Genomic DNA, 16,462 nt, shown 5'->3' on the forward strand with positions numbered 1-16,462 from the left:
GCCGAAAACTACTGCTGCACCGTAAGGAAATCAATAAGCTCACCGGTAAATTAGAACAGCAAGGTTTAACCCTTGTCCCCTTAAAGATTTATTTGAAGCGCGGCTTAGTTAAAGTCAGCATTGGTTTAGGCAGAGGGAAAAAGCTCCATGATAAGCGAGAGACGATCAAGAGGCGTCAGGATCAGCGAGATATGGCACGGGCTATTAAACGTTATTGAAGGTTGTTGCCCTTTGGCTTTCGGTGAAGGGTAGATTGGTAGGTTGGAGGGTTGTTCGCCTTTGGCGTTCCCGTAGGGCAGGTTGGAGGTTGTTCGCCTTTGGCGTTCCCGTAGGGTAGGTTGGAGGTTGGAGGGTTGAAAGTTGTTTGTTTAGCACAAAACTAGCAACCTTCAACCTTGGTAACTTGTAACCTGCAACCTTCAAAGCAACCTGCAAATTTTAAACTTTTGAGGACTCAGAATTGGGATTGACATAGAAACTGGCAATAATGGCGACAACTAGCCACCATAGGGTCTGTACTTGAGGACGGTACCAAACGGTATCTACCAGACCATGGGCGAGCATTCCTGACATGGTGGCAATGGCTCCCATCAGCCAAAATCCCTGACGGTTAGCTAAATTTCTCAGACGACTCAGTTGTTGCATACCTTGGTTTATAGTGACCATCAGCAACCACAAGAAACATAACATCCCGATCAAACCCATTTCTACGGCAGTTTCTAGGAAAATGGAATAGGCACTGAGGGCGGTATATTTCGGGCGTTGGAAAAGGGGATAGATTTTGTTGAAGGCGTTGTTACCTGGACCAATGCCAATGATGGGTCGGTCACGAATCATGTCCACCACAGCAGACCAAACATTCATGCGGAAGTTGTTACTACTATCTTCCCGACCAACAAAAATACTAGCAATGCGATCGCGTATAGCTGGAACAAACATGACTGCGAGAAGCATCACCCCAGCACAACTGCTTAATAGCGCTGGCATTGCCCAAGGGCGTAATTTAGGGGGCAACTGTACACTGTACCAATACACCAGCAGGATCAAGAAGACGAAAATACAAACAACAAAACCAATCCATCCACCCCGACTAAAGGTTAGCACTAGACAAACTGAATTCACGACCACCATCGTCAGTGCTAAGGCTTTGGGGAGCAAACCCTGCCAGACAAATACTGCTGCTAAACTCAATGCTACTGCTGGGATCAGATAACCAGCTAGTAAATTCGGGTTGCCCAGATAACTATAGACCCGCGTCAGTTTTGCTGCTGCTGAAGTGGGGTCTACCCAGGTAGCTAATGCTTCAGCCCCAAAAAACCACTGCCGCAAGCCGTAAATACTGACAATGAGTGATATATGGAGAAACAGGGTAATAATCCAGCTACGAAGCCGACCGGAACGCAATACCCTTGCCATCAGGGCAAAAAACAACAAATAAAGGGTTAATTTCACCAAACCACTACAGGCAGCACCTTTCACAGGAGAGAGTGCGGTGGCTATAGTGGCAACACTCCAGTAGAAGAAAACTAACAGATGAATGGGGCTTACCTTGGGCTTTCCTGTATCATCAGATAGGGTTAGCAATACCCAGAACCCTGCACTTGCAATTAACAAGATGCCTACTAGAGCATTGGACACAAAAGGAGCTAAACCGAACACCATAGCAACTATCATCGCTCCTATTGGGTCAGACCACTGTAGGAGCAAGCTACTCTGACGCCAAGCATCTAGGAGTCCCACCAGGCGATACAAATAGCTAGTGCCTCGCCACCGATACAGCTGTAAATTTGAGAGAGTAAACTTAGCCCATGCTGAATTCATTGTCTATTTTTTATTTGAACCCACCCTATCTATAATCTTTGATTTTAGATCAGGATTCATTCACCAAATACTAAAAAACTTTTCGACGCTTCCCGAAAAGCTGGTGTTCTCAGGGGGTCTTTAGCACTTTTGCTATCGACCACTTCACAAAGACTAAGCAAAATTAAACAATTTCTTAACTGAGCAACCCTGATCAGCCGTTAGTCTTCTACTTATGAGTTTTTTTGATAAATACGGTCTAGGTCTGATGGCTATATCACCTTGACAGTACCGTTGCCTATATTAGTTTAACATAGGAGTCAATGAATCGGAACAGTGGTTTAACAGTTTTGATCAGGAGACTCTAATTTAGGTAAAGTAATCACGTAGCGATACCCTAACTCTGGCAAACCTTGAACAGAAATTTTTCCTCTATGGCGTTTAGCTAAATGGCAGCTTAGTAATAGCCCTAAACTTTCACGAGATTCACTATTCTGAGGTCTTTTTTCCGATTCAGAACCCCAACTAGTAGTTTCTGGATCAAAAGAACTGGATAAAAACTGATTGTCACAGAGGAAGTTAGAACTCGAAGGTAGTTCACTGATTCCCAGTGCTTCAGTAATGAATGGGGTTTCTAAAGCATTAGCAACCGCTGCTGCTGCTGAGGGGGATTGTAACGGTAACTCAGAAATTTGTCCGTACATCTGAGGTAGACCATCTCCGAGCCAGGGGTGAGAAACCCAAACCGCGATTTTCAAAGACACGACATTAGCCCTCTCCAAATCAGTTTTTCGAGAGACATGGATGCGTACTTCACCCCCTGCCTCAGCCGAGTAAATCACACTGAATATAAGGTAATATAGCATTTGTCGCACCTTTTCTTTATCCAGAAACCAGATGCGATTACCTGGCTCTACAGATAGATGCAACTTTTGTTGATGTTGCTGCGCTATCTGTGCTAAATTGTTAATTGCTTGTTGACAGAGCATTTCAATATCTACAGCAGTTAAATTTAGTTGTTCGCTGTTTTCCTCAAAAATTCCCAAGCAAAGAATTTCATCAACCATCAATACCAGCTGACGACCACTGCAATAAACAATTTCTAGATATTCTTTTTGTTTATCAGTCAAAGACCCATAAACTTGGCGACTTAATACACTAGCCATTCCCATAATCGATGTTAGAGGTGTGCGCAATTCCTGTGTCAGCTGAGTTAGTAATTTGTACTTAATGGTGTGAACTGAGTTAAAACCAGCTATCCCATCTAGAGAGAGATTCCTAGGGCTAGAAGTTTCCGGATCAGACTCGAATTCCTGAGAGTGCTGAGGCTCTGTTGAAGAGTTGGGTAGCCAGTGAACAAAGCGGTCACGCTCTTTTTTCAAAAAATGATTCCGCTCAAATTCACTGAGACTCCAACGAGCCGTAATTGCCAAAAACTCATAATCTTTGGTGGTAAAATTGCGAGGTACTAAATCCATAACTGCTAGGGTACCTAAACACTCTCCATCAGCAGTTAACAGTGGTGCACCTAAGTAAGAACGGATACCGTAGTGGTGAACCAGTACACTACTAGCAAAGACAGGGTTGGTGACTGTATCATTAATCGCCAACATTTGATGACTATCTACTACATAGCTACAAAAGCATTCACTACGGGGCAACTGACGGGACTGTGCCACTCGATTCATTAGCCCGATTCTAGATAATCCCACAGCTGATTTGATGTGCTGTTGCATTTGTACCATAAAGCCCAAAATGCAGATAGGCACATCTAAAAATCGGGCAGTAGTCTGAGTTGCCTCGTCGAAAACTGGTACTGTTTCTGCTTCGAGTAGACCTAAATCCCGAAGAGTTTTCAGTCGTTTTTTTTCCCGTTCTTTAGGATTCAAACCATCCAGAGTACAAAAAAGTTGATTTTCTTTTCCCATAACCAACCCATTCCCCATGGTTACCTTTGGTAGCACCACAGTCCACTGGCGACTGTAGTGCTACCCACAACACTTAAGGTTCCCAGATAGAGTAGTGAAGTAAACAAATTCTCAGGAAAATAAATGCTTAAATAATGCCAAATTTTTCGGTATCAGAAGCATTTTTGTGTTTTTTTCGTTCCTGACCGCTTATGGGAGTGATGTCCGAGTAGACCAAGCTGGATGAGAAAGCAAAGAGGAAAATACCCGAACACCTCTGAGCTGATTGGAAAGAGGCAAATGACCTTTTGGTGCACTGAGATCCCAGATAAACTCATGGGGATATCGGGTCCAGCGATTGCCAGTTTTCCAACCAATTTTTGGCCAAAGTTTTTCCCAGTTCTTGCCCAAAGACAACCAAAGCTCCCGCTGCACAGAAAATCCAAATTTGCCTTGAGAGTGAATAAGCCACAAGATATCAATAGTTTGCAAATCCGTAATCGGGAAATTGTCTACTTCCGAAAAATACAACCATCTTCTCTGTAGAGCAGCAGCTCCTGCTAACTCACAGAGTTTTTCGAGAGTAAGACGGTCAGCTGCGAGAAAGTCTTGTTTAACTAGCAGCTGTTGCACGGGTGTGTAATCAATGCCTGCTTCAGAACGTAGGGGTACAACCCCAGTAGGAAAATAGGTTTGCAGAAATTCATTGGTTTTGGGGATATTGGCTTGATGGAGGGCTTGATAGGCAAAACCAGCACTGAGGATAGTCGGGTTGGCACGTTGCTCCTGTAAAAATTCCATTAACACGTCTAACCCGGCAGTGCCAGTGCTGGCAAGTTCCTGAATCAAAGCCTGTTGTTTTTTTTCAGAACTAGACTTTAGCTGGCGCTGGAGTTCGGCAACTGTGTTAGAGACTTCTGCTGGGAAAGGGGCCGTTTGATCGCTCATGAAGGGTAGGGTTTGAGGTTGCACTCAAGAAGGTTGAAGTTGAATATGATAGGTTTTAAAGTCGAGAGTCAAGCAAGTTCATGCTTTTAACCTAGACTACGGCACCGGACCGCTTGTATACAACCTTCAAGCTTATAATGGTCTAACCTTAAACCTTTTACGATGAAGAACTTTTGCCAAAATTTCACCGATCGTAGTCCGTCAATTGTCTCGCTTCGGTGCTTTACTCCTAAGCTGCTCGAACAATTAACTTGCAGGTTAATTGTTAGGGGTTAGGGGTTAGGTGTTGGTTTAATGGTTAATGGTTAATGGTTAATAGTTAAGGGTGTAAGCGTGCTTAGTACCTAATGTAAGCGTGCTATCATGGCTAATTTAAGGGTGCCTATACTGAAGTAGATAGGGAGACACCCGCGACGGAGAGACAACACCCGAGGGTATGAAAAGTTTTTTCCAAAATTGACAAATAATCAATTTACACCCACAACAACTTATCAAATTTCAACCATTCTCTATTCTCACGTGCTTATCGAGCCTGAAGAATGCGGTTAATGATTTGAGTAGTGGAGGTAGGAAATTCAACCTGGACTAACTCAATCCGCCCCCCGTAGGATTGAACAATCGGGGCTTCTGGTAAAGTCGATAGACTGTAGTCACCCCCTTTAACATACACCTCTGGTTGCAATGCTTCAATTAAACGAGTAGCTGTGGTTTCAGCAAAAATCACTACCCCATCTACGGGTTTGAGAGTTGCCAGAATTTCTGCCCTCTGTATTTCAGGAACCAGTGGTCGGGGAGGATATCCTGGCTGTGATGGTTTAATGCGGTTTACTGATTGATCACTATTTAGCCCCACCACTAGAGATGAACCCAAGGATTTGGCAATCTTTAAGTAACGCACATGACCAATGTGTAGTAGATCAAAACACCCATTAGTAAATACCAGTGGTCGCCATCGCTCTGACTCGTGGGTGATCAGCTGTTGTAATTCATCGGCAGTGTAGATTCCAGTCATCTAACTTGAAAATATTTCTGAGTGCATCAGCCAGACAGTGCTGAGTTAAAAGGACTTACTCCAGTAGTAGGTTTACCTACTACCAAGGCTACCTCCCTCGCCCCAAAGTAGTTGATTTATACTTTACTGTTTACCATGTTGATTGGATTTTTTACCAAGAGGGTCAGGGAGGTTTACAGATTCCCCAAGCTATGCTAGTGTATCTTTTGAGGGATTTATTAAGCTGGGAAGCTCAACTACCAATACTATCAATACTATTATACTCATTGGTGATAGCTGATACTTAAATAAAAGCTCAGTTGATGTCTGTTGGAAGTATAAATACAAGGCAGCTCTGTCAAAATCGAAGATTGACCAATAAACCCGATTTTGCCCCATGTCTACTCCTTAGGCCTTTTGTATCCCTGCTCATAGGCAAAGCGCACCAATTGGCTACGATTATGTAGTTTCAACTTATGGAGTATGCTACTGAGGTGAGTCTGAACAGTACGAGGGCTGATAAATAGGCGATCGCTTATTTCTTTGTTGGTTAGCCCCTGAATAACTTGCCAAAATACTCGTTCTTCTGCTGGTGTCAAGGGTAGAGGTTGAGGTTTTGCCCCTACCTGAGCAAAAGTCTTAGAATTATCAACAGCTGTTGGTGTTGATAATTGGTTAGCTAGATGGCCAGGAGCTATCGCAGTAGCTTGCATCAACCGAACAATTTCAGCATGGATACGGTGCGAGCGCTCTAGCAGTGCTTCGATTTTTGCCTCTAGTTCTCTGGGAGCAACGGGTTTAGTTAAGTAATCATCTGCTCCCATAGAATGACCATTAATACGGTCTTCTAATTCTGCTTTGCTAGACAAAAAAATAAATGGCATCAGCCTACCATTGGGAATGTTTCTCAGACGACGGCAAAACTCTAGCCCATCCATCTCCGGCATCAGCACATCAGAAACTACCAAATCCGGTGGATTTTTGAGACAAGCTTCCAAGGCTTCAGTTCCCGAACACACTTGTTCTACCTGGTATCCTCGATGTTCCAGGTAGCGCTTCAAAAGAGTTAGCAGGGTTTTATCATCGTCAACAACTAAAATCTTTTTCATATTCTTTCTGGAGCCACCTTTTATACAAACACTCCTGCCAATTGGTCATGAATTGATGCTGCTGCCATCTGGCTGGAAGTCTGTGAAAGGCCCACTCAGACAAACAATACACCATATCTTTTGATCGTAATTCGATTGACCATAGGCAGAATCTATGCTAATAACACTGTAAGTTTCGGTGTTGAAGCCCTAACTATTGACACATCACCCAAGCAATTTTTTAGGAGCGATGGCGCTGCACAAAGCAGCCTTGGCTGACTGTTGTAAAACAGTTGAACACCTTCCTATTACAGGAGAACTTAAGCTATAGAACCCCTATTTCAGCATAAAGGCTGATTTAAAACAGTTGAGCCATGGTGTAATAACTTCATCAAAGCTTTGAACTTGAACTACGTTCACTCATGCTAATACCCAGAAATGGGAATTTTCGGGAAGAAAGCTCAACAACTACCTGCTCTTTCTGCCACTCTTGTCCTGTCAAGTAGTAATTATCTTAATGAGAAGCTTAACTATAGTATAGTTTTTGCCATCCCCCTATGGATAGAACTTACGTAAACTACCATTTACCTGGGGTTAATCAGCAAAAAAGCTTAATGTCTCAACCCCAGTGCAGTAGATCTGGTAGTTTTCTGACTATAAGTCTATTGCCAACTTCCATCTGAAATTCATTAAAACTACTTTATGTACGAGAAAATTTCCCCTTGCCAGACTGGTTCTGCCATTACCTACAAGGATGGTCAACCCATTGTTCCTGACAACCCAATTATTCCGTTTATTCGCGGAGATGGTACTGGCGTTGATATCTGGCCAGCTGCCCAGAAGGTAATTGATGCATCGGTCCAATGCGCCTATGGTGCCAAGCGCAGCATCAGCTGGTTTAAAATCTACGCCGGTGACGAAGCTTGCGAAAAGTACGGTACTTATCAGTATTTACCCCAAGACACCCTAAATGCCATCAAAGAATACGGCATTGCTATCAAAGGACCCTTGACAACTCCTGTGGGTGGTGGTATACGCTCTCTCAATGTCGCCCTGCGGCAAATTAATGACCTTTATGCCTGTGTGCGTCCCTGTAAGTACTACCCAGGAACCCCCTCTCCCCACAAAACTCCAGAGAAACTGGATGTGATTGTCTATCGGGAAAATACAGAAGATATCTACTTGGGTATTGAATGGCCCAAAGGAAGCGAAGTTGCTGAAAAATTGATTACTTTACTCAATCAGGATCTAATCCCAGCGACTCCAGAACATGGCACAAAACAGATTCCCTTAGATGCTGGTATTGGCATTAAACCCATCAGTAAAACTGGCTCCCAGCGTTTAGTGCGCCGCGCCATCCAACATGCCCTCAGGCTACCTAAGCCTAAGCAGATGGTGACTTTGGTACATAAGGGGAATATTATGAAGTACACCGAAGGCGCGTTCCGGGACTGGGGTTATGAACTAGCAACCACAGAGTTTCGAGCAGAATCTGTAACTGAACGGGAATCTTGGATTCTGAGCAACAAAGAGCAAAATCCTGATATTACCCTGGAAGAGAATGCTCGCGCGATTGAACCGGGTTATGATGCCTTGACCCCAGAAAAACAGGGGAAAGTGATCCAGGAAGTGGAAAATGTCCTTAATTCCATCTGGGACACCCATGGGCAAGGTCAATGGCAAGATAAGGTGATGGTCAATGACCGGATTGCGGACAGCATTTTCCAACAAATCCAGACTCGACCAGCGGAATACTCTATTTTGGCCACAATGAATCTTAATGGTGATTACCTATCCGATGCTGCTGCTGCTATGGTTGGTGGATTAGGTATGGGTCCAGGAGCGAATATTGGTGACACGTGTGCGATTTTTGAAGCCACCCATGGCACAGCTCCCAAACATGCGGGTCTAGACCGGGTAAATCCAGGCTCTGTGATTTTATCAGGAGTGATGATGCTAGAGTATATGGGTTGGCAAGAAGCTGCTGATTTGATTAAGAAGGGGATATCAGATGCGATCGCTAACCGGGAAGTTACTTATGACCTAGCCCGGATGATGACTCCACCCGTAGAACCTCCCCTGAAGTGTTCTGAGTTTGCTGAGGCAATCATTAAATATTTTAGCTAAACCTCGAGAAGCCCCGCACTTTTCCTTCATTGGGTAAGTGTCGTATGGGAAGCGCGGGACAAGGGTCGGAACGTCGAAATGCCAATGTGATATATTAACAATGGTAGGGAAAACAAATTAAGAGCTAATCGCCACCTACCAACTGAAAATAGAACTTTTTTTTGTATTGTTCCGGCGGGTCGGGGCATCCCGGAGACGAAACCTTAGAATAGGGCAGCCTTAATCATAAAGTTTTAACCCTTTACGCATAACCGACTAACCATAAAGGCCAGAGACGCGCGCCTTAGACAGGGTCGCCTTATAACAATAGCCTTAACCCTTTTACCCATAGCCTGCCGACCATAAAGGCGACCCTGTCTTACCGTAACTTCAAACCCTATTCTTGCGGTAACTTCTGACCGTGTCGTTAATAAAGCTTATCGTTCGCGTAGCGTGGCCAAAGGCCTTGTATCCGAACGCGCCCCGCGTCGGGCAAAGCCCGATGGCAATAGCTGGAGTTGGTAAGAATCCCGCGCTGTCCCGTTAGGGCAGCTTCGGGAGTATGTCACGTCGCCTCAGCTGACTTGGTTCAAGCTTAGACTTTAAGCGACGCTGATTGAAAAACTGATTTTGACTAGTAGACTGGGTAGAAAATTGCCCCAATTTACTTGTTCCTTGCGGTGCTACTGGTCTAAGAGGTGCTGCCGTTGTTACACCGGTAGCTTGCCGGAATGGAGTAGAGTAGGTGTTGGAATTGAGAGGAACTGTAGGTGTTGTCGGAAAAGTTCTATCGTTCCTTGTTCGAGGTAGATTGACTCCAGGATAATTAATTTGTCCTGGAGAAGGAGCTGTTGTGGGTGTGGTCGAGAAAGTCCTGTTGCCGGTTACACCTGGTGTTGTTACCCCAGGATAGGTAATTTGTCCTGGATAGGAGGGAGTCGGTAATGCTTGATTCCCAGTTGCCGTCAACGGTATCCCGCCCCTAGCTTTAATTTCCTGAGTTCCTGAGTTCCGTTGTTCGAGAACTCCCCTGTTTCCATAGGAGATATTTGAAGGAAAGATGTTAGCAGGTAGTTGAGCTTTGCGATTACCGGTAACAGACTTAGCAGCATTAAGCCTATTCAAGGCTTCCTGTAAAGGGCTGACTGGTAACTGTGTTGGATTAGTGTAGAGGGAATTGAGGGAACCCAACCCCAACACAGAATTAGTCTGGTTCAGTGTGCTTGAGGATAAAGATCTCTGATTAACAGAGTTAGGATTGCTCAGTAAGTCACTCCCAGGAACGGGAGGGATATTAAACAAATCGTTTGTAGATGTAGCAAAGGGATTTCTGGCTTTTGAGGACTGCTGAGGTTGGAAGTTTGGGTTTAGCAAAGGTGATTTTGCTTGGGAGTTAGCTTTTGTCTGCTGAATAACTTGAGTAAATAACCCTTCTGAATTTTTGGTTTTAGACTTTTTGCCTTTCTTGGTTTGCTGTGGTGGTACTGATATAGCACTTAGGGCTTCGAGCTCTGCTAATAGCACGGCAGAATTATCAATATCAGCTAACCTTGCCGCTAGTTCATCATCTTCAGAAGACAGGGTTGGTTCAAAGGTGGGAGTATCAGTTTCAGCCACTTGATTGATCCCAATTGCCCTTAACAATTCTGGATGGTTCCAGTATTCCCGGAGAAACCACAACATTAGGGATAACAAGACAGCTGCTCCCCAAAATGCTGGTCGTCCCAAAGGTTGTAGTTGAGCTTTCCAATAGCGGAGGTAGGCAGGAGGTTGATGACGAGAAGACATGGCACGTTTCAACGATGTTAGACATTTCAGCTTCGCTGTAACTTGATGCTAGCCTCTAATCAACCGATTCAGGTTTACAATTAGCAATTTACAATTAGCAATTTACAATTAGCAATTTACAATTAGCAACAATAACCACCTGTCTATCTAGCCTACTTATCGCGCAGCTCTATATAACAACAATCCTCCAGCACCTAGTCCAAATAAATTGGGCAACCAGGCTGCCATAACAGGAGAGAAAATGTTAACTAGACCTAGGGCATTGGTGATAAACCCTAATAAGTAGTAAGAAAAAATTACTAAAACACTAATGCCGAAACTGGTTGCTTTACCTGTACGTTGAGGACGAGTTCCCAAGGAAGCTCCCACTAAACCAAAAACTAGACAAACAAAGGGAAAAGAAATTTTTTGTTGAATTCTGATCCTAAGTTTACGAATTTTTTTAGCATTACCACTATGGCGTAATACCTCCAAACGCTCTAGAGACTGAGCAATGTTCATTTCACCATAGTCACGATTTTTTTTGGCCAAATCCAAAGGTGTTCTAGGAAGTTGTAGCTTTTGTTTTTCAAATCTGAGGATATTGCGGTAAGAAGCATCGGGAGATATAATATAGATGGTGCCATCTATAAAATCCCAGAGATTTTCAGTTGGGTTCCAAACGGCAGATTGAGAGGTGACAATTTGTTCTAGACCGGTCTGAGAAAAGTCTAAAATTGTCAAGCCTCTCATCTGCTTACCATCAAATTGCTCGGCGTAGAACCAACGCTTAATTTTGTTAACTTTTTTGCCATTGGGTAGCTTGACTTTTTGATATTCGGGATAAAAGATGTTCCTTTCCTGAAAGGATGGTCTTTCTTTTTTAAGCGCTTTGTCTAAGGTGATTTTGGACTGGTAGTTAGCCGCAGGAACCACTAATTCATTAAATACAAATGTCAGACTTGTAACGAGCAAACTCACCACTACAGCAGGTATTACGAGTCGGTAGATGCTTACGCCAAAGCTGCGCATGGCAATCAACTCACTATCGCTGCTGAGGCGAGAGTATGCCATCAGAGCAGCTAGGAGCATCGACATTGGTAAAGCATAGGAAATAAACTGGGGTATCTGCAACAGTAGCACTTGAAGTGCAATTCCCAGTGGTAATCCTGCTTCAGTAACTTTGCGAACCAACTCAAATAGGGTTCCAATAGCTACACCCAGTGATGAAAAAGCACCAATACCAAACAGCAGTGGTGGGATTAGCTCAAATACGATGTAGCGATCCATCACTGATAAGCCAGGCATTAGTGCAATGATGGACTTGGATTTACCAAATTTCATGATTTGCTAATCACTAAATTAATTTTTAATAGCTTCTGTTATCGTTGAAACCCTGTCCCTAAGTAATACTTACGTACTAGAGGATTATCATAAAGTTCTTCAGCACTTCCGGCAGCCAGGATTTGTCCTTCTCGCATAATGTAGGCGCGGTCAGTAATCGCTAGGGTTTCTCTTACATTGTGGTCAGTCACCAGAATTCCCATTTGGCGATCGCGTAATCGAGCCATAATTTTTTGAATCTCTGAGACAGCAATGGGATCGACACCAGCAAATGGCTCATCCAAGAATAAGAACTTCGGTCCAAGTGAACCAACAGCTAACGCTCTTGCCAGTTCTGTTCGACGTCTCTCTCCTCCAGACACTTGATTACCTAAGGTATTGGCGACTTTTTCCAAACGAAACTCTTGGAGTAAGTAATGCATTCTTAATCGCCACTCACTACGAGGCACACCAGTTTGTTCTAAGACTAATTGAATATTGTCCCGAACACTAAGGTGGCGGAAAATACTAGCTTCCTGAGCCAGGTAACCAATACCTAGCTGGGCTCGCCGATTAATCGGCATGGCAGTGATATCTTGATCATCTAGCCAAACTGTACCCAGATTGGGTTTTTCTAGACCAGTGGCAATGTAGAAGGTTGTAGTTTTACCAGCACCATTAGGACCAAGCAACCCTACAACTTCTCCTTGGGCAACGGAAAGATGAACACGACTGACAACACTGCGCCTGCCATAGGACTTATGGATATTATCTAATAATATTTTCACAGATAGCACCTTTAATCACTCATTAGTCAATAGTCCATAATCCTGATATCCTTAGTAATTGACCAATGACCAGGAAATGACCAGGAGTGGTTGCAGGCCATTCTATCAATTAAGATCTAGTTTTTAAGCCATAATGGCTGATGGTAGGGGTTGATTTAGCTAGGGAAGCCCTGGAGCCGGTGATGTGGTGCTGTCTGAGTCTGTAACGATGTAAATTGATTCTACCTGTTGATTCTGTTGAGGCAGGGCTACAAAGCGTCCTTCATCAATCAAATAGGTAATGGTTTCTCCCTGAATACTATTGCCCTCTTGCAACACAAAAACATTGCCATTGAGAACCAGACGGCGCTCACGGCTGAAGTATTGGGCTTGGGCTGCAGTTGCTTGTATTTGGCGAGCGGGATAGTTAATTTGGACATTGCCACGGGCTGTGACTACGCCAGTTTTGGAGTTAGCTTCCTGGACATCAGAGCGAACCGTCAAGGCACTTCCATCAGCAGCTGATGGTTTATTTTGGGCTTGTGCTTGGGGGATGTTAACGAAAGTTGGTAATGCGATCGCACCTACCAAGGTAACTGGCAAGAATAATCTTAGACCTAGATTATGCCTTAATCGGTTAGTATATTTAAGGTCGGACTTCATGCTGTTGTGTGTGATGACTGATCTCGAATACCAATAAGCTGTTCTGCCTACTAGTTTAAGCAAATCCAGCCATAGCTTGGGAATTAAAATGGGCTTTTTGCTCTAAGGCACGTGTTTTAGTTTTGACGACTAGGCACCAACAAAGTTTCTCATCCCTTCAAAGCATGTGCTAACAAATAATGGTTAACAAGTTAATGGTTAACCATCAACTCCTTTGAGTTTTGGAAAACCCCTAACCCCTTCGCCACCAACTACAACATCATTGCTGTCAGCCGCCTCTAACTGTCTAACAAAATCAGCAACTTGCTCTGAGCCGACGTTTTGCAATGCCTCTAGGAGATTAACACTTTGAGATAGTAGCTCAGTGACATCAATCCCCCCATAGTCTGGTTGATAGTTACTGAGACGTCCGATCCCTTCACCGAGTAAAACCACTGCACCACGCCAGTTTAGATTACCTAGGTGGTAGCAGCCAACAGCTATTTGTAAAATGCCTTGATAAAACCGCTTTTGCGGCTCAACTGCTTCTATCCATAAAGCTTCAAGGGTGTCGTGACAAGCGTAAAACTCTTGCTGATTAAATTGATCGACACCCTGCCAAAATTCTTCAGGTAGTACTATGGCTGTCATGCCATGCTATCTCGCGCAGCTTTAATTTCGTCTAGGGAAATTTCTTGCTTATCACCCGCAAAATCGTTATCCGGGGTCAAAAATAACATACAGTGGCACTCCTTGCGTTCCCGCATTGGGACACAAGGGCAATTCCAGAAGGTAGCTTTCACCTCTGCTTCTTTGTCTTCATAATGGCGGCAAGGGCATAAGGGAGCACCGAGTTCTTCTTTGTTTTTGGCAAGTCCCTCAATCACCACAGCAGTTACGCTTGGGTCAACACAGAAGTAAGTGTCAGTGCGCTGAGCATAAGTCTGAGCAAAGTTTTGCATCGCCTCCAGTTTACTATCACTGGCTTGATTAGCTATTGGTGATGTAGTCATTTAGTAAAATTGAGTTATGAAAGAGTTCTTAGAATTGTATCGTACTGTCTTAAACCTAAATCGGATAGTTGTTGATCGTTGGGATAGCGATACATAACATAGTTTAGGATAATTGTTTGATCGCTTGAATTGGTGTTAAGACATACCAAAACCCTCTGCTCTACCCTAAATCAGCAGACCAGACTGCAAACAACCTGACCTTAGCTCCGTTGCGTTCCACAGCTTATTTGCTATTGTATCGGTTGCTGTAACTGGGGTTTTAGGGGCTCAGTCGTATTAATTACAATTCCCAAACTATCGCGCTTAAGTTGTTGGACTGGCTTCCCCACGGATACATCTTTTGGCCACAGTAAGCAACGACTCCCAGGAGGTAGGGAGTTAAGACTAAGAGGATTTTGAGTCAGCCAGATCAAGGGTAGATAGGGGGGTAAATAGGGTTGCTCTTCAGCTTTCCCATCAACTCCGGCTTGGGTGGCAGCAAGGGCTTCTAACACTACTGAACTGCCGTGCAATAACCCTGTTATTGGTGTCCATAATTTCACATTTGGCTGAGTCCGACAAGCATAGGAGTACATAGAAGCAGCAGCAATCACGGCTTGTTCAAAGTCTTCGGGATGCCATTGACTGGAGCTATCGAGACAGATGATAATTTCTTGAGAACCAGTCAATACTTCTAACTCCCGTACCAGTAATTCACCGTAACGAGCACTGGTGCGCCAGTGAATCAGACGGGTAGGGTCACCAACTCGGTAAGGTCGTAGTGCTTTGGTAAGGTCTTGGCTAAGTGATTGAGATTTGCGATCGCTTTGGACTTGCATACTGTCCTCTTTACCAATTTCATCCACTAGGGGACAGCGAGTAAGGGGAAGTACAGTGGGATAAACTACTGCCCTAGCGCTGACATATCGACGGCGACGGCACCAAAATAATCCCAAGGGTGTGGCAGTTCTCAATTGTACCTGGTGCCACCGATAGACTCCTCGTTTGGGGGTGGGATGGTAATAAACCCAGCGATGGACACTTTGGGCTGGAATATTGGCTACTGGGGTTTTGGTCATAGCTCCCAGTTCCGGTGGGAGCATATCCTGAATTTGTAATAGGGTTTGAGGCCGGAGGGTGGGGTTTTCGATTTCTAGTTCAATGGTTAACTGGTCTCCCACACTGACCGGTGAGATCGGGCGTCGGCGTACTGATAGATGGTTAAGCGATCGCACTGGTAAGATAACGGCAATTACCAGTAGGGCAAAAATAATTGCACTGATCACATAGAGCCATCCTGCCATGGTATTGGTGGCAGCGCCAAAGAAACAAATGGCAATTCCTGCTAAAAGAAAACCTCCATAGGCAGGATTAACCCAGTTGGTTTCTAACCATTCGGTGGTTTGTTTGATAATGCTCATGACTTTTTACAGTTATTCAACCCTCAACTTGTTCTCGTACCTGTTCTACACTCAAGCTAAGGGCTTCTGCTACCTGTTCCACTGTTAGTCCCATCTTCAGGAAACGGGGCACAGCCTCGAAGATTGCCTGTTCAGCTTTTTGAGCTCGTGCATGTTCTACTTCCGCCCGCTCATTACCAATCAGCAATAGATTACCTTGGTTATCCCACCACCTTAACCAGAGTTGGTTTTGATTTTGATAGGTTCCCTGCCACAGTCCCAATTCGATTCCTAATGGTTCAATGGGATAATGACCTCGCTCGTTGGGCTTCATTTTGTGATAGAAACCTTTAAGGAATTCATAGACCTCCAAGTTACCGGTTTTGATTTCATAAATGCCGTAATAGGCAATGCGTATAATCTGCTCATAAACCCAAAATTTGCCTGGTTTAGTTACTTTGCCTTCTTCACTTCGGGATAGAGGAGTTTTGTCTCGTTCTTCTTCGCCATTCCCACTGGCAAATTCAAGAGCAATTAAAGGAGCAATATATTCTCGCCATATAACGTAGGAACGGCGAATTTCACCATCTAACCTAGGCGGAACGTTGGGAACATAAAACCAGTCAGGAGCTTCTGCTCCTTTTTCGGGTGGGTCAGTTTCTCGCCAATAGATACCACAGTCTTGTCCAATGGCATAGTGTCCATCGGGATGAATTTGTTGTAAAACTGGT

The 16,462-nt window shown here is 44.2% G+C and carries 16 protein-coding genes; 2 read left to right on the plus strand and 14 right to left on the minus strand.

The window, feature by feature from the left end:
* On the plus strand, nucleotides 1-218 hold a 218-nt coding region (locus F6K51_RS31455; RefSeq protein ID WP_293028067.1), incomplete at its 5' end, for an SsrA-binding protein.
* On the opposite strand, the gene F6K51_RS31460 is transcribed toward F6K51_RS31455, so the two are convergent.
* The 6 genes from F6K51_RS31460 to F6K51_RS31485 all read right to left on the minus strand — a co-directional run bounded on the left by F6K51_RS31460 (nucleotide 205) and on the right by F6K51_RS31485 (nucleotide 6,755).
* Entirely contained in the window at nucleotides 205-435 is a 231-nt protein-coding gene (locus F6K51_RS31460; RefSeq protein WP_293028070.1) for a hypothetical protein, read from the minus strand. The two genes, F6K51_RS31455 and F6K51_RS31460, sit on opposite strands and share 14 nt — an antisense overlap.
* A 3-nt stretch (nucleotides 436-438) precedes the next feature.
* Nucleotides 439-1,821 carry an IctB family putative bicarbonate transporter gene (locus tag F6K51_RS31465; RefSeq protein ID WP_293028073.1) on the minus strand — a complete coding sequence of 461 codons (1,383 nt, stop codon included), beginning with the start codon at nucleotides 1,819-1,821 and terminating at the stop codon, nucleotides 439-441.
* A 320-nt stretch (nucleotides 1,822-2,141) separates the two neighbouring features.
* On the minus strand, nucleotides 2,142-3,728 hold the full coding sequence (locus F6K51_RS31470; protein WP_293028076.1) for a GAF domain-containing sensor histidine kinase: 1,587 nt from the start codon (nucleotides 3,726-3,728) through the stop codon (nucleotides 2,142-2,144).
* A 189-nt stretch (nucleotides 3,729-3,917) separates the two neighbouring features.
* Nucleotides 3,918-4,655, minus strand: coding sequence for a GUN4 domain-containing protein (locus F6K51_RS31475; RefSeq protein WP_293028079.1), 738 nt, complete (start codon nucleotides 4,653-4,655; stop codon nucleotides 3,918-3,920).
* 523 nt (nucleotides 4,656-5,178) lie between these two features.
* Nucleotides 5,179-5,667 (minus strand): adenylyltransferase/cytidyltransferase family protein, encoded by a 489-nt coding sequence (locus F6K51_RS31480; protein ID WP_071106454.1) that lies wholly within the window; start codon nucleotides 5,665-5,667, stop codon nucleotides 5,179-5,181.
* A 380-nt stretch (nucleotides 5,668-6,047) separates the two neighbouring features.
* Entirely contained in the window at nucleotides 6,048-6,755 is a 708-nt protein-coding gene (locus tag F6K51_RS31485; protein WP_293028083.1) for a response regulator transcription factor, read from the minus strand.
* 681 nt (nucleotides 6,756-7,436) lie between these two features.
* Here F6K51_RS31485 and F6K51_RS31490 point away from each other — a divergent pair.
* On the plus strand, nucleotides 7,437-8,861 hold the full coding sequence (locus tag F6K51_RS31490) for an NADP-dependent isocitrate dehydrogenase (RefSeq protein ID WP_293028086.1): 1,425 nt from the start codon (nucleotides 7,437-7,439) through the stop codon (nucleotides 8,859-8,861).
* Nucleotides 8,862-9,383: 522 nt separating this feature from the next.
* Here the strand turns inward: F6K51_RS31490 and F6K51_RS31495 are convergent.
* The 8 genes from F6K51_RS31495 to F6K51_RS31530 all read right to left on the minus strand — a co-directional run.
* Entirely contained in the window at nucleotides 9,384-10,628 is a 1,245-nt protein-coding gene (locus F6K51_RS31495) for a hypothetical protein (RefSeq protein ID WP_293028088.1), read from the minus strand.
* Nucleotides 10,629-10,784: 156 nt separating this feature from the next.
* Nucleotides 10,785-11,951: an LptF/LptG family permease gene (locus F6K51_RS31500; protein ID WP_293028091.1), complete on the minus strand. Its 1,167-nt coding sequence runs from the start codon at nucleotides 11,949-11,951 to the stop codon at nucleotides 10,785-10,787.
* Nucleotides 11,952-11,989: 38 nt separating this feature from the next.
* Entirely contained in the window at nucleotides 11,990-12,718 is a 729-nt protein-coding gene (lptB, locus tag F6K51_RS31505) for an LPS export ABC transporter ATP-binding protein (RefSeq protein WP_293028094.1), read from the minus strand.
* A 159-nt stretch (nucleotides 12,719-12,877) separates the two neighbouring features.
* Nucleotides 12,878-13,360: an LptA/OstA family protein gene (locus tag F6K51_RS31510; protein WP_293028097.1), complete on the minus strand. Its 483-nt coding sequence runs from the start codon at nucleotides 13,358-13,360 to the stop codon at nucleotides 12,878-12,880.
* Between the two features lie 198 nt (nucleotides 13,361-13,558).
* Nucleotides 13,559-13,990, minus strand: coding sequence for a DUF309 domain-containing protein (locus F6K51_RS31515; protein WP_293028100.1), 432 nt, complete (start codon nucleotides 13,988-13,990; stop codon nucleotides 13,559-13,561).
* A complete protein-coding gene (locus F6K51_RS31520) occupies nucleotides 13,987-14,352 on the minus strand; it encodes a ferredoxin-thioredoxin reductase catalytic domain-containing protein (protein WP_070395220.1) in 366 nt (121 codons plus the stop codon). The genes F6K51_RS31515 and F6K51_RS31520 overlap by 4 nt, the downstream gene beginning before the upstream one ends.
* A 230-nt stretch (nucleotides 14,353-14,582) precedes the next feature.
* Nucleotides 14,583-15,752: a DUF58 domain-containing protein gene (locus F6K51_RS31525; protein WP_293028106.1), complete on the minus strand. Its 1,170-nt coding sequence runs from the start codon at nucleotides 15,750-15,752 to the stop codon at nucleotides 14,583-14,585.
* Nucleotides 15,753-15,768: 16 nt separating this feature from the next.
* Nucleotides 15,769-16,462 (minus strand): Uma2 family endonuclease (locus F6K51_RS31530; protein ID WP_293028109.1); only part of this gene is annotated, 694 nt, incomplete at its 5' end.

This window comes from Moorena sp. SIO3I8, assembly GCF_010692325.1.
Taxonomy (GTDB): Bacteria; Cyanobacteriota; Cyanobacteriia; order Cyanobacteriales; family Coleofasciculaceae; genus Moorena.